Annotated in this window: 13 protein-coding genes; 5 read left to right on the top strand and 8 right to left on the bottom strand. The window is 70.8% G+C overall.

All coding sequences use genetic code 11. From position 1 onward, the window contains the following. Positions 1 to 74 precede the first annotated feature (74 nt). The 3 genes from ABNQ39_RS26265 to ABNQ39_RS26255 all read right to left on the bottom strand — a co-directional run bounded on the left by ABNQ39_RS26265 (position 75) and on the right by ABNQ39_RS26255 (position 1,681). Complete coding sequence (locus tag ABNQ39_RS26265; RefSeq protein WP_376963913.1) at positions 75 to 566, bottom strand: hemerythrin domain-containing protein; 492 nt, start codon at positions 564 to 566, stop codon at positions 75 to 77. Continuing rightward, complete coding sequence (locus ABNQ39_RS26260; protein ID WP_376963910.1) at positions 548 to 853, bottom strand: DUF1858 domain-containing protein; 306 nt, start codon at positions 851 to 853, stop codon at positions 548 to 550. The genes ABNQ39_RS26265 and ABNQ39_RS26260 overlap by 19 nt, the downstream gene beginning before the upstream one ends. 102 nt (positions 854 to 955) lie before the next feature. Continuing rightward, a complete protein-coding gene (locus ABNQ39_RS26255) occupies positions 956 to 1,681 on the bottom strand; it encodes a Crp/Fnr family transcriptional regulator (protein WP_376963907.1) in 726 nt (241 codons plus the stop codon). A gap of 135 nt (positions 1,682 to 1,816) precedes the next feature. Between ABNQ39_RS26255 and ABNQ39_RS26250 the strand changes: the two genes are divergently transcribed. Next, positions 1,817 to 2,947, top strand: a complete 1,131-nt coding sequence (locus ABNQ39_RS26250) for an NnrS family protein (RefSeq protein WP_376963904.1) — start codon at positions 1,817 to 1,819, stop codon at positions 2,945 to 2,947. Here the strand turns inward: ABNQ39_RS26250 and ABNQ39_RS26245 are convergent. The 4 genes from ABNQ39_RS26245 to ABNQ39_RS26230 all read right to left on the bottom strand — a co-directional run bounded on the left by ABNQ39_RS26245 (position 2,912) and on the right by ABNQ39_RS26230 (position 6,188). Further along, positions 2,912 to 3,580 carry an alpha/beta hydrolase gene (locus tag ABNQ39_RS26245; protein ID WP_376963901.1) on the bottom strand — a complete coding sequence of 223 codons (669 nt, stop codon included), beginning with the start codon at positions 3,578 to 3,580 and terminating at the stop codon, positions 2,912 to 2,914. The two genes, ABNQ39_RS26250 and ABNQ39_RS26245, sit on opposite strands and share 36 nt — an antisense overlap. A gap of 42 nt (positions 3,581 to 3,622) precedes the next feature. Beyond that, a complete protein-coding gene (locus tag ABNQ39_RS26240; protein ID WP_376963898.1) occupies positions 3,623 to 4,624 on the bottom strand; it encodes a glutathione S-transferase family protein in 1,002 nt (333 codons plus the stop codon). Positions 4,625 to 4,712: 88 nt separating this feature from the next. Then, a complete protein-coding gene (locus tag ABNQ39_RS26235) occupies positions 4,713 to 5,297 on the bottom strand; it encodes a YceI family protein (RefSeq protein WP_376963895.1) in 585 nt (194 codons plus the stop codon). 45 nt (positions 5,298 to 5,342) lie between these two features. Further along, on the bottom strand, positions 5,343 to 6,188 hold the full coding sequence (locus tag ABNQ39_RS26230; RefSeq protein ID WP_376963892.1) for a hypothetical protein: 846 nt from the start codon (positions 6,186 to 6,188) through the stop codon (positions 5,343 to 5,345). 124 nt (positions 6,189 to 6,312) lie between these two features. Between ABNQ39_RS26230 and ABNQ39_RS26225 the strand changes: the two genes are divergently transcribed. Further along, positions 6,313 to 7,269 (top strand): LysR family transcriptional regulator, encoded by a 957-nt coding sequence (locus tag ABNQ39_RS26225; protein WP_376963889.1) that lies wholly within the window; start codon positions 6,313 to 6,315, stop codon positions 7,267 to 7,269. A 53-nt stretch (positions 7,270 to 7,322) separates the two neighbouring features. Here ABNQ39_RS26225 and ABNQ39_RS26220 read toward each other — a convergent pair whose 3' ends face one another. After that, complete coding sequence (locus tag ABNQ39_RS26220; protein ID WP_376963886.1) at positions 7,323 to 9,173, bottom strand: DEAD/DEAH box helicase; 1,851 nt, start codon at positions 9,171 to 9,173, stop codon at positions 7,323 to 7,325. Positions 9,174 to 9,473: 300 nt separating this feature from the next. On the opposite strand from ABNQ39_RS26220, the gene ABNQ39_RS26215 reads away from it, so the two are divergent. From ABNQ39_RS26215 to xylA, 3 genes are read left to right on the top strand one after another with little or no spacing between them, the layout of a single operon-like run. Further along, entirely contained in the window at positions 9,474 to 10,547 is a 1,074-nt protein-coding gene (locus ABNQ39_RS26215; protein WP_376963883.1) for a LacI family DNA-binding transcriptional regulator, read from the top strand. A gap of 38 nt (positions 10,548 to 10,585) precedes the next feature. Continuing rightward, the gene (gene xylB, locus ABNQ39_RS26210) at positions 10,586 to 12,037 is read left to right on the top strand and encodes a xylulokinase (RefSeq protein WP_376963880.1); all 1,452 of its coding nucleotides are present in this window, start codon (positions 10,586 to 10,588) and stop codon (positions 12,035 to 12,037) included. After that, positions 12,034 to 13,356: a xylose isomerase gene (gene xylA, locus ABNQ39_RS26205; RefSeq protein ID WP_376963877.1), complete on the top strand. Its 1,323-nt coding sequence runs from the start codon at positions 12,034 to 12,036 to the stop codon at positions 13,354 to 13,356. The genes xylB and xylA overlap by 4 nt, the downstream gene beginning before the upstream one ends. Positions 13,357 to 13,367 lie beyond the last annotated feature (11 nt).

Genomic DNA, 13,367 nt, shown 5'->3' with positions numbered 1-13,367 from the left:
CGCCATGCCCCCCTGTAGCCCGGATCGCCGCCCCCTTCTTTGCTCCAGCACAAACCCCGGAACGGGTCGGGCGCTCAGCCGCTCATCGCGGTGGCGAAGGCCCGGTCCTCCTCGGCCGACAGCAGGGCGTCGGTGGCCGGCACCAGCGTCGTCTCCTCCTTCTGGATGTGCAGGACCAGCACCCGGACCAGCTCCTCGCCGAAGCTGCGGAAGACCGGCCAGCTGTCCCAGTCGAACCCCTCGCGCAGGGCCAGGGCGCAGAAGCGGCCCAGACGGCGGGCAATCGGGCGCATGTGCTCGTGGTCGTCCAGCAGGTCGGCCGTCCACTCGTGCCCGCCCGCGGCGGCCAGCGCCGGGAACAGCGCCTCCTCCGCCGCGAAATGGCTGTCCAGCGGCCCGTCCAGCTCGGCGGCGAGATCGGCGACGATGTCCCGCTCCTCCGCCGTCAGCACCGGCAGGCTGTCCTCGCCATGGCGACCGAACAGGGCGTCCAGCCGGTCGAGCAGCTCCATCACCCGGTGGTGGTCGTCATGCAGGAGGCGTCCGGTCAGGCTGTCGGTGTGCATCGCACGGTCTCCCCGGAAGAGATTGCGGAAGGGATGGTCCGCACATCCGCGGCAGCGAATTCCACGGCGGCGAATTCGGCCAGCAGGGCGCCAAGCTCCAGCCCATAGGCCCCGGCCGCCTCGCGCACCGTCATGAAGGGCGCCATGGCGCAGCCGGGGCAGGCGAGGCCATGGCGCAGCAGCACCGGCACCACCGCCGGCCGGACGCTCATCAGCTCGGCCATCGTCAAATCGGGCGTCGTCAAGTCGGCTATGGTCAGATCGGCAGGGGACGGTTGGACGGCCATCTCGGCATGCTCCGGCACCGGGGGACAGGCCGCCACCCTAACCGCCCGGCCCAGACCGGTCTTTGCGCCACCGCAACCCTGCCCGCGGTCACTCCCGCCCCATTACTCCCGCCCAGGCAGAGGCGGCACCGGCGGCAGATCCTCGGCGATGGCGACCAGTGCATGGGGCTTGCGGATCACCACCTGCTGCCGGCCGCTCTCGACGATGCCCTGGCTTTCCCAGGCCGACAGGGTGCGGCTGACGGTGTGCAGCGTCGTGCCGGTCATCTCCGCCACATCCTGGCGCGACAGCGGGAAGTCGATCGCCACCCCGGCCTCCACCCGCCGCCCGGCATGGCGCACCAGCCGCAGCAGGGCGTGGGCGATGCGGCGCTCCACCCGCTCCGTCGCCACCTCGCGCAGGCGGTTCTGCACTTCGCGCAGCCGCCCGCCGACAATCGACAGCGCGTTGCGGGCGATGGCGGGATGGCGGTCCATCAGCTCGGTCATCGCGGCAGCCGGCCAGGACAGCTCGACGCAATCGGCCACCGCGACGGCATCGGCCGGATAGAACCCGTCGGTGAAGATCGCCAGCGTCCCGAACATCTCGCCGGGGCCGATGAAGCGCATCACCACCTGCTGCCCGTCGGGGCCGGTCTGCACGATCTTCACCCGCCCGTCGATCAGCGCATGGCCGGCCGCCGCCGCTTCGCCCTGGCTGAAGACGGCGGTGCCACGGACATGCAGCCGGGGCCGCGCCAGCGCAACGGCCTCGGCCAGCGCCTCGGCATCCAGCCCGGCGAACAGCGGCATGCCGCGCAGTACGGCGGGATCGGGGGGCGGGGGCATGGCGGTCTTCCTGGCGCGCTGGGCGGGATCGGTGGCGTGAAGGGCATCCATTCGTGCACGACTTTGTTGCGGCTCAAAGCGCGAAATCCGGCATGCCGCCAGAATGGCCGCAGCATCCCAGCGAAGGTCCCCGCCATGCCCACCCCCATTACAGGCGCCGTCACCAGTGCCCACCGGCCGATGTACCCGGCCGCGGCGCTCTATGCGGCGCTCGCCGTCCCGCTGTGGCTGGCGCAGGTCGGCGGCCTGCTGCCGGCGGGCTGGTCGCCGGCCGTGCATGCGCACGAGATGACGCTGGGCTATGCGCTGGCGGTGGTCGGCGGCTTCCTGATGACCCGGCTGTCGCGTCCGATGGCGGCGGTGGCCCTCCTGTCATGGCTCGCCGGCCGGCTGGCTCTGCTGCTGGGGCTGCCGCCGCTGCTGGCCCTGCCGCTCTCTTTCGCCTATCCGCTGCTGCTGTTCGTCGTCGCCGGCCTGCCCTTCCTGCGCACCAGCCGCAGCGGCCACAATGCGGTGTTCGGCCCGCTGATCGGTGCCTTCCTCGGTGCCGAGGCGCTGTTCTGGGCCGGGGAGCTGGGCCTTGTCCCCGGCAGCGGCCAGCCCGTCGCCCTGCTGCTGATCGCCACGCTGCTGCTGACCATGGGTGGGCGCGTCATCCCCGCCGCCACCGCCGGAGCCCTGCGCCGCCAGGGCGTCACCCTCGCGCACCGGGTCCAGCCGAGGCTGGAGGCGACGGGCATCGCCGGGGCCGCCCTCTGCCTGCTGTCGGCCGCCAGCGGCCTGCTGCCCCTCGCCGGCGCTGCCGGAGCCGCGATGGCCGGGGCGAGCGCGCTGCTGCGGCTCGCCCGCTGGAAGCCCCATCTGCTGCTGCGCCGGCCGGAGATCGCCAGCCTTCATCTGGGCTATCTCTGCCTCGGCACCGGCTGGCTGCTGACTGCCGGCACGGCGCTGTCCGGCCTGCCGCCCGCCGCCGGCTGGCACATGCTGGGGGTCGGCGCGCTCGGCATCCTCGCCAGCGCCATGACGATCCGCACCACCCTGCAACGCGAGGCCGAGCCGGAGCGTTTCCCACCCGCCGCCAGCGTCGCCGTCGGGCTGATCGCCCTGGCGGCGATGCTGCGTGTGGCGGCCGTCTGGTGGCCGTCGATGAGTCTGCTGACCGCCGCGGCGACCGCCTGGACGCTCGGCCAGCTGCTGACCACCGCGGTCCTGCTCACCCGGCCGCGGCGGTCACGCCGACGGCAGGACGCGTTGCAGGAAATCTAGGCCAAGCTGCGCCCCGGCGGCGGTGATGGTGTGGGGAACGCCGCGCAGCAGTTGCTCCTCCACCGCAAAGCCGGCCGAGCGGAAATGCGCGGCGGCGGCCTGCACCACGGCGGGCGGCATGATGCTGTCCGCCGCACCGCCGATCATCAGAACCGGCGGACGCCGTCCCGACCCGTCCGGCGTCACGACCGGCGCCGCGATGCGGCCGGCGAAGGCGACGACCGCGCCACAGCGCTCCGGGGCGGTCATGGCGAGGTGCAGCGCCATGATGCTGCCCTGGCTGAAACCGACCAGAGCCACGTCGGCGGGAGCGACGCCCGCCCGCTGCCGTTCGGCCTCGATCAGTTCGACCAGCGCCGGCAGGGCGGCGGCGACACGGGCGGGACGGTTCTCCTCCGTCACGCCGGCGATGCTGAACCACTGATGCCCGTTGCCCATGTCGAACGGCTGCGGCGCGTCTGGCGCCACGAAGGCCGTGTCGGGCAGCGCCTGCCGCCAGGACTGGGCCAGCGGCATCAGGTCGGCGCCGGACGACCCGACGCCGTGCAGCAGGATGACCAGCCGCCGCGCCGCCGCCCCGGAGGCCGGGGCCAGGCGCAGGACATCGTCGGAACCGTCTATTGTGCTGTTCATGGAAAGCGTCCTTCCTGCCGTTGCCCTGCCGCCATCGGTGTGTCACGCCCGCTGCCAGATGCCCTTGCCCGGCAACCGGTCGCGGTCGTGCGGACGGTCGAAATCCAGCGCCGGCCCCTTCGGCACGATCAGCGTCGGGTTGATCGCCGGGTTGGTGTAGTAGCCGGCCTTGATGTGGTCGATCTTCACCGTGTCGCGGATGCCCGGCCACTGGTACAGCTCGCGCAGATAGGCCGACAGGTTGGGATAATCCTCGATCCGCCGCAGGTTGCACTTGAAGGCGCCGTGATAGGCGGCGTCGAAGCGCACCAGCGTCACGAACAGGCGCCAGTCGGCCTCGGTCAGATGCTCGCCCGCCAGATAGCGGCTGGCCGACAGCCGCTCCTCCAGCCGGTCGAGCGTGGCGAACAGCGCGTCGAAGGCCTCGTCGTAGCTGGCCTGCGACTTGGCGAAGCCGCAGCGGTAAACGCCGTTGTTGACGGTCGTGTAGACCAGCTCGTTCCAGCGGTCGATCTCCGGCCGCAGCGGCTCGGGATAGAGGTCCAGCCGGTTGCCGGTCAGCCCATCGAAGGCGCTGTTCAGGATGCGGATGATGTCCGCCGATTCGTTGTTGACGATCCGCCCTTCCTGCCGGTCCCACAGAACCGGCACCGACACCTTGCCGGTGTAGGTCGGGTCGCTCGCCGTATAGAGGCTGTAATGGTGGCGGAAGCGGCCGACGCCCGGACCGCCGTCCTGCTCCTCGCCATAGACCCAGCCATCCTCGCCCAGCACCGGCTCGGCGGCGGACATTCCGATCACCCCCTCCAGCCCCTTCAGCGCGCGAAAGATCAGCGTGCGCGAGGCCCAGGGGCACAGATAGGAGACATAGAGGTGATAGCGTCCGGCCACCGCCGGCAGGGTGGGGCGACCTTCGGAATCCGGCGCGCCGTCCGGCGTGATCCAGTCGCGGAATCGGGTCGGCTCGCGGTGGAAGGCGCCGCCCTTGATCTCGCTGGCCGCGATGTCGCCCTTTTCCCAAACACCGTTCACAAGCTGCGGCATCGCGGTTCCTCCTGTCCATCTTGCACATATGCGAAGGGGCCGGCAAACCGGCCCCTCTTACTCTGCAACAGTTGAAGACTGCCGGCGATCAGGACTTGACCGCTTCGATCTCGATCAGCAGCTGGATGTCGTCGCCGATGGCCGGGGCGCCGTACTTCATGCCGAACTCGGTGCGCTTGACCGTGCCGCGGGCGGAGAAGCCGGCGGTCTCCAGCTTGCTGGCCGGGCTGACGCCGTCCTTGTTGAAGGTGACGTCCAGCACGACCGGCTTGGTCACGCCCAGCATGGTCAGGTCGCCGTGCAGCTTGCCGGTCTTGTCGCCGGTCTTCTCGATCTTCGTGCTCTTGAAGGTCATCTTCGGGAACTCCTTCGCATTGAAGAAGTCCGGCGAGCGCAGGTGATCGTCACGCTTGGCGTGGTTGGTGTCGACGCTGGTGGTGTCGATGGTGACGGTGACCGTGCTCTTCTCGACGGCGTCCTTGTCGAAGCTGATGTCGCCGCCGACCGTGTTGAAGCGGCCGATCACGTTGGAGAAGCCGACATGGTTGACGATGAAGGCGACCGCCGTGTGCGCCGGGTCGATCTTGTAGTTGACCGGGGCGGCGAAGGCGGTGGAAACGGCACCGGTCGCCGTCGCGACGAACAGGGCGGCGGCAAACAGGGTCTTCTTCATGAACGGAACTCCGGAAAACAGGATTGACTGATTGGGAAGGCGGGATCAGTAGGGCGACGCTTCGCCGCCGCTCAGCGCGAAGGCCGCGCCGATGGCGACCAGCGCCGGAAGGACCGCGACCACCGTGACGGCGGCCGACGAGGCGGCGCGGCCGATCAGCCCGTCGCCCTGGGGGAGAAAGCGGCCGATATGGCCGGCGAACAAGGCGGGCAGGGCCAGCAGCAGCACGGCGGCCTGGGTCTGGGTGAACAGGGCCAGCACGGCGGCCAGCAGGACGGCGATGCCGGTGGCGACCCGGCCCGACAGGCCCCAGCCATGGCGCTCCACCGGCCAGTTCCACAGCAGGAAGCCGCCGGCCGACGCCGCCAGCGCCAGCGCCATCTGGGCGATGGAGGCCGAGGAGCCGATCAGCGCGGTGCCGCCGACGGCCAGCGCCAGCGCCAGCAGCGAGGCGGCCGGCGCGGTCGGGCTCTCGACCCCCTGCACTTCCGAACCGCGGGCAAAAGCGACCCACGCCGCCGTGCCGAGCAGGACGACTAGGCTGACGATCGCCGCCGCGGAGTCGAGCGCGGGCAGGGCGATCCACAGCAGCGAGGCGGCCAGCCAGACCGCCAGCACCGCCGACGCGATCCGGCCGCGGATCCCCGCCACATCTGCGACCACGCCGATCAGCAGCCCGGCCCCCGACGCCCAGAACAGCTTGCCCATGCTGGACGGCGGCGGCAGGGCCGGCAGGCCGATCACCATCGCGAAGACGACCAGGAAGCCGGCGGCGACGCCGGCCGCCGCCAGCGGGCGATGCAGCAGGTGCAGCGCGCCGACCAGGATCAGGCCGACCAGCAGCGGCAGCATGCTGGATTGGACGAAGGGGTCTTGAAGCAGCTCGGACATGGGGGAAAGCCGGGATCTCGATAAGGTGGCGCAGGTTGCGCTTGGTCGGGACCCTAACCTGTGCTCTGGTAAGCGCAAATTCGGGAGATTTGCAAAAAGCATATGCAAGAATGAGCGGGAATAAATGCTAGGTAGCAGCAATTGGGATGATTTTCGCTATCTGCTGGCGGTGGCGCGGCATGGGTCACTGTCGGCGGCGGCGCGCGTCCTGGGTGTGAACCACAGCACGGTCCTGCGCCGGGTGACGGCGCTGGAGCAGGCGATGGGCGCCCGCCTGTTCGACAAGCTGCCCGGCGGCTATGTGCTGACCGCGGCCGGCGACGAGATGCAGCGGGTGGCGCAGAAGATGGAGGAGGATCTGGCCGCCGCCAACCGCCTGCTGTCCGGCCGCGACACCCGGATCAGTGGCAGCCTGCGCGTGACCACCGTCGACATCCTGACGCTCTACGTCCTGCCGCGCCACATCGCCGCCTTCCGCCGCCGCCACCCCGACTTGCGGGTCGATCTGGTGGCGGCGGAGGCCTCGCTCAGCCTGACCCGGCGCGAGGCCGACGTGGCGATCCGCGCCACCACCAGCCCGCCGGAGAATCTGGTCGGCCGCGCGGTGTCCGGCCTCGCCTTCGCCGTCTATGGCGGCGCCGGCTATCTGGAGGAGGCGGGCACCGGCGGCGATCTCGACCGCCACCCCTGGGTCGGGCTGGACGAGTCCTTCGACCACACCAACCTCGCCGACTGGATGAAGCGGACGGTCCCGGCCGGCTCCGTCCGCTACCGGGTCAATTCGGTGGCGGGGGCGGTGGAGGCGGTGCGGGCCGGCATCGGGCTCGGCCTGCTGCCCTGCGGCGTGGTCGACCGCGACCCCGCCTTCCGCCGCATCGGCGAGCCGGTGCCGGAGGCCGACGCCAAGCTCTGGCTGCTGACCCACGAGGATCTGCGCCACATGGGCCGCGTCCGCGCCTTCCTCGACTTCATGGCCGACGCCCTGACCCGCGACCGCGACCTGCTGGAAGGGCGTTGTCCGGGGGGTATCCCCGTCTCCGCCCCTGGCTCCCTCTCCCCCCCGGGGAGAGGGTCGGGGTGAGGGGGAGGCGTGGCGAGGATTCTCGGGAAGACACGCAGTGCATCCCCCTCACCCTAACCCTCTCCCCGGGGGGGAGAGGGGACTCCACCGGCGCCGCGAGCCGCAGGCATCCCATAGCCCGCCCGGTGCGACCCCCGCCGCCGGGTCGACCATGTGAACTGCGGATCGTCGAGGATCAGGTGCCGGTGGTCCGACAGCCGGTTGCGCTCCAGCCAGCCGACCGTCGCCTCCAGCTCCGACAGCGTCATTTCGGAGCGCGCCTTCTTCATCAGCCGCTTCAGAACGGCGTTGTAGATGTGGTAGCCGGTCGGCCCCTCGGTGACGAGGTTGTTGTCCTCGTCCTCGATCACCTGCGCTGCGACCAGCTGGCCGATGCGCTGGCGCAGGTGATGCTCCGCCGCGCTCGGCGTCAGCGGCAGCTCACCCGGATCCCTCCCCTGCGCTCCGAAATCCGGCCCCGGCGCCACCACCGCGAAGCTCAGCGCCGTGGCGTTGGATTCCAGCGGGATGATCTCGGGCTCGCGCTCCGACGACCGTTCGAAGGGCAACTCCTGCTGCGGCCTGCGGGTCTTCACCATGGCGCGGGTGCCCTGCTGGGTCTCCACCATGGTGCGGAACTGCTCGAACAGCGCGTCGGAGGGGTGGTAGATCAGCGCCCGCTGCCGGTCGTAGGGGCCGCCATGCGGGTCCACCCGCGTCGCCCGCGCGATGGCCTGCTCCAGCCAGGGGCGGGAGCGGATGTGCGTCAGGCAGGCGACATGGGTGATCGACGGCGCGTCCAGCCCCTCATACGCCATGGCGACGGACACCAGCACCGCCGGCTCGGGGCGGAGGCGGAAGGCGGCCACCACCTCCTGCGCGTCGCGGCATTCGGAAATGGCGAGCCGCGCCATGCGGCCGGCCTGCGCCTTCGGCATCCAGCCTTGCAGCGTCTCCAGATAGAAGCGCGCCGTCCCCTGGTCCGGGGCGATCACCAGCAGCTTGCCCAGCCCCGCATCGTCGCGTCCCGCCGGCAGCTTCAGTTCCGCCCGCCGCTTCGCCCGATGCTCCCGGCAGGAGCGGTAGGCTTCGCGCAGCATCGCCTGGGCGAAGCCGGTGCGCAGCGCGGTGAACAGGGCGTCGCGGGTGTTCTCTCCCGCCTTGGACAGGGAATCGACCCAGCGGTTGGTTCGCTCCGCGTCCAGCCAGGAGGCCGTCCCGTCCATCGCGCCGAAGGTCACCGGCAGAATCGCCTTCTCCGCCAGCGCCTGCCGTCGCGAATATCCCACCACCGCCCAGCCCGGCGCCTTGAAGTCGACCTCCCGCACCTTCCGCGTTCCCTGCGGCGCACGGTAGGGCAGCCACAGGATCGGCCGGCCGTCGGCGCGCTCCAGCGTCCCGCTCATCAGCAGACGGGCCGACGCGTTCTCCAGCAGCGGCAGGATCGACCGGCTCCAGGCGGTTTCCTCCTCCACCGCCGCCATGCGGTCGGTGTCGAACACCGCTGGCAGATGGTGCAGCTCGTCCACCGCCAGCAGGTAGCGGTGGCGGCGGAACTCCTGCAGATGCAGATCCGGCGCCGCGGCCACCGCCTGATAGGTGGTGACGTAGCCCTGCAAACCGCGGCAGAGGTCGCGCCCGTTCTCCGCGGCGCGCAGGGCAAGGTTGTGTCCCAATACCTCGCGCCAGCGCGGATCGACGAAGGCCTCCTCCGCCTGCTGGCGCAGGCTGTCGCGCGGCACGATCCAGCAGACCCGGTCGATCCGCCCGGCCTTGTGCAGCGCCGCCGCCATGATCACCGGCAGCAGCGATTTCCCCCCGCCGGGCGTCACCGCCGCCAGAACGTCGCGAACCTCTGTCTGCTGCTGGCCGATGGCGTCGGCGATGGCGCTGACCAGTTGCTGATGGGTTCTCAGCTGCGGCATTCCACCCTGCTGGCTGTGGCACGAGGGAGGAGCAAGCCTAAAGTGCCGCGAGTTCCCCGGTCTTGAGCGCAATCGTAGGTAACGAGCCTCAGGGGGAGTACTGCCGCCACCGGCCGGGTGGAGCGATGAGCGCCTCCTAAGCCTTATGAGCAAGCTGCCCCGCGGTACTCTGATGTACGCACCTGAATTTCCGCATGTGCGAACCGGCCAAACTCCGTAACCGCCCGCCAAAAGGCAGAGCACAAGCTGAAGCTCAAGATTTGAGTTGCGCACCTCAAGACGCAGGAATATGTTCGCGGCATGAACAATCAAACCAGCGCCGGCTCCCCTGGTGACGCCCCCCTGACCTTGCGCGACGTGGCGGCCGCGGCCGGCGTCAGCCTTGCGACCGCTGACCGGGTGGTCAACGGGCGGCCCGGCGTCAGCGCCAAGACCGCGCGCAAGGTGCACGAGGCGGTGCAGCGGCTGGGCTTCCGCCCGCTGGCGGCAGCGGCGGAACTGGCGCGGGCGCGGTCCTGGCGCTTCGCCGTGATCCTGCCCGGCGGCGGCAACCGCTTCATGATGGACATCGCCGACACCATCCGCGCCCAGGCCGGCTGGTTCCGCGCGCGGCGCATCGGGGTGGAGATCGTCGAGGCCGACGTGTTCGACGCCGACACGCTGGCGGCGCAGCTGGCCGCCCTGCCGGGCCGCTTCGACGGGGTGGCGCTGGTGGCGCTCGACCATCCGCGCATCCGCGCCGCCATCGACGATCTGGTCGAAGGCGGCATGGCGGTGGTGACGCTGGTGTCGGACGCCCCGTCGTCGCGGCGCCAGCATTATGTCGGCATCGACAACATCGCCGCCGGCCGCACCGCCGGATCGCTGGTCGGCCGCTTCCTCGGCCCGCCCCGAAATGGGGAAACAGGAGGCGCCGTCGGCATCATCACCGGGTCGGGCAGCCTGCGCGACCATGCCGAACGGCGCTTCGGCTTCGGACAGGTGCTGGCGGAGGAATATCCCCACCTGACCTGCCTGACCCCGGTTGAGGGGCGCGACGACCCCGACCGCAACCGCGATCTGGTCCGCCGCATGCTGGCCGACACGCCCGATCTGGTGGCGATCTACAACACCGGCGAGGGCTCGGTCGGCATCGGCGAGGCGCTGGCCGAGGCCGGTCTTACCCGCAAAATCCTCTGCGTCGGGCACGAGCTGACGCCGGCCACCCGCCGCATGCTGCTGGACGGCAGCTTCGCCGCCCTGGTCGCCCAGGATCCGGGGCACGAGGTGCGCTCGATGGGTCGGGTGCTCCACGCCCTGGTCACCGGCCAGGAGATCGTCGCGGCGCAGGAACACATCAGGGTCCAGGTCATCCTGCGCGACAACCTGCCCTGACCTTATCGGAACCAGGGCATCAGAAAAGGTCGACAGTCATGTTTCTCGGGATCGACATCGGCACCTCGAGCGTCAAGGCGGTCCTGACCGACGCCGACGGGGCCGTCGCCGGCAGCGCGTCCCGCCCCTGCACCGTCTCGCGCCCGCATCCCCTGTGGTCGGAGCAGGAGCCGGAGGACTGGGTCGCCGCCGCCGTCGCCGCGGTGGACGAGCTGGCAGACCGCCAGCCCGAAGCGCTCGCCGCCGTGCTCGGCATCGGCTTCTCCGGCCAGATGCATGGCGCGGTGCTGCTGGGCGCCGACAACCGGGTGCTGCGTCCCGCCATCCTGTGGAACGACGGCCGCTCCCACCGCCAATGCGCGACGCTGGAGGAAACCCTCCCGACGCTGCGGGCGATCAGCGGCAACATCGCCATGCCGGGATTCACCGCGCCCAAGCTGCTGTGGGTGGCGGAGGAGGAGCCGGAGGTCTTCGCGGCGCTGGCCAAGGTGCTGCTGCCCAAGGCCTATGTCCGCTGGCGCTTCACCGGTGCCATGGTGGAGGAGATGTCGGACGCGTCGGGCACGCTGTGGCTCGACGTGGCAAGGCGCGACTGGTCGGACGATCTGCTCGCCGCCACCCGGATGACCCGCGCCCACATGCCCGATCTGGCCGAAGGGTCCGACGCCGTCGCCCGGCTGTCGCCCGAACTGGCCCGGCGCTGGGGAATGCGGGAACAGCCGCTGGTGGCGGGCGGGGCGGGGGATTGCGCCGCCAGCGCGGTCGGGCTCGGCGCCATCGCGTCCGGCGACGGCTTCCTCAGCCTCGGCACCTCCGGCGTGGTGTGGCGGACGACCGACCGCTTCCTACCCAACCCGGCGATGGCGGTCCATGCCTTCTGCCACGCGCTGCCCGGCGTCTGGCACCAGATGGGCGTCATGCTGTCGTCGGCCGCCTCGCTGGCCTGGGCCGCCTCCACCCTCGGCGCGCCGGAGGCGGAACTGCTCGCCCCGCTCGGCGATGCCGTCGACGGCCCCTCGCCGGTCGCCTTCCTGCCCTATCTGTCGGGCGAGCGCACCCCCCACAACGACGCCACCGTCCGCGGCCTGTTCGCCGGCCTGTCGGCGGAGACCACGCGCGACGCGATGGTCCAGGCGGTGCTGGAGGGCGTCGCCTTCGCCTCCCGCGACAATCTCGTCGCGCTGGGGGAGGGCGCGCCCACGGTCTTCGACCTTGCCGGCGGCGGTTCCCGCTCGCGGCTGTGGGCGCGCATCTGCGCCGACGCGCTCGGCGTCACCATCCACCGCATCGAGGACGGCGAAGTGGGCGCGGCACTGGGCGCCGCCCATCTCGGCCGCATGGCGGCGACCGGGGAGGCCCCCGCCGCCGTCTGCCGCAAGCCCCGCCGTCTGGAGACCTTCACCCCCGATCCGGCCCGCGCCGAGGCGTACAGCCAGTCCTGGCTGCGCTGGCGCCGGCTCTACCCCCTTGCCAAGGAGTTCGCGTCTTGAGCACCGCCTCTTTCTTCGGCGACCTGTCCCCCGTGGCCTATCGCGGGCAGGACAGCCGCGACCCGCTGTCCTACCGCTGGTACGACAAGGACCGCGTCGTTCTGGGCAAGCGGATGGAGGACCATCTGCGGCTGGCCGCCTGCTACTGGCACAGCTTCTGCTGGCCGGGCGGCGACCCCTTCGGCGGCGAGACCTTCCAGCGCCCCTGGATGCGTCCCGGGCAGGACCCGATGGCGGCGGCGCGAGCCAAGGCCGATGTCGCCTTCGAGATGTTCCGCCTGCTCGACATCCCCTTCTTCTGCTTCCACGACCTCGACGCAGCACCAGAGGGCGACTCCCTGGCCGAGAGCGTCGACAACCTGAAGGCCATCACCGAGCTGTTCGCGGCGAAGATGGAGACCGCCAAGGTCCGTCTGCTGTGGGGCACCGCCAACCTGTTCTCCAACCGCCGCTACATGGCGGGTGCGGCGACCAACCCGGATCCGGACGTCTTCCTCTATGCCTGCGGGCAGGTGCGCGCGGCGCTGGAGGCCACCCACGCGCTGGGCGGCGCCAACTACGTCATGTGGGGCGGCCGCGAGGGTTATGAGACGCTGCTGAACACCGACCTGAAGCGCGAGCTGGACCAGATGGGCCGCTTCCTGGCGATGGTGGTGGAGCACAAGCACAGGATCGGCTTCGACGGCCCGATCCTGATCGAGCCAAAGCCGCGCGAGCCGACCAAGCACCAGTACGATTTCGACGTCGCCACCGTCTACGGCTTCCTGGAACGCTACGACCTGCTGGCCGACGTGCGGGTGAACATCGAGCAGAACCACGCCATCCTCGCCGGCCACAGCTTCCAGCACGAGGTGGGTCTGGCGCTGGCGCTCGGCATCTTCGGCTCGCTCGACATGAACCGCGGCGACGCGCTGCTGGGCTGGGACACCGACCAGTTCGCCAACGACATCGGCGAGCTGACGGTGGTCATGCACGACATCCTGAAGGGCGGCGGCTTCACCACCGGCGGCCTGAATTTCGACGCCAAGATCCGCCGCCAGTCGCTCGACCCCGCCGACCTGCTGCACGGCCACATCGGCGGCGTCGACAGCTGCGCCCGCGCTCTGCTGCAGGCGGCGCAGATGCTGGAGGACGGCGCTTTGACCAAGCCGCTGGCCGAGCGCTACGCCGGCTGGGACGGCGCGGAGGGGCAGGCGATCCTGTCCGGCAAGCGCGACCTCGCCACGCTCGCCGAACGGGCGCTGACCTCGGGCCTCACCCCCCAGCCGCGCTCCGGCCGGCAGGAGTATCTGGAGAACATCGTCAACCGCTACGTCTGAGAAAGGACGCA

It is taken from the genome of Azospirillum sp. A26 (assembly GCF_042604635.1).
GTDB lineage: Bacteria > Pseudomonadota > Alphaproteobacteria > Azospirillales > Azospirillaceae > Azospirillum > Azospirillum palustre.
Note: the sequence above shows the minus strand (reverse complement) of the source record. Positions and strands in the feature narration are given on the sequence as shown.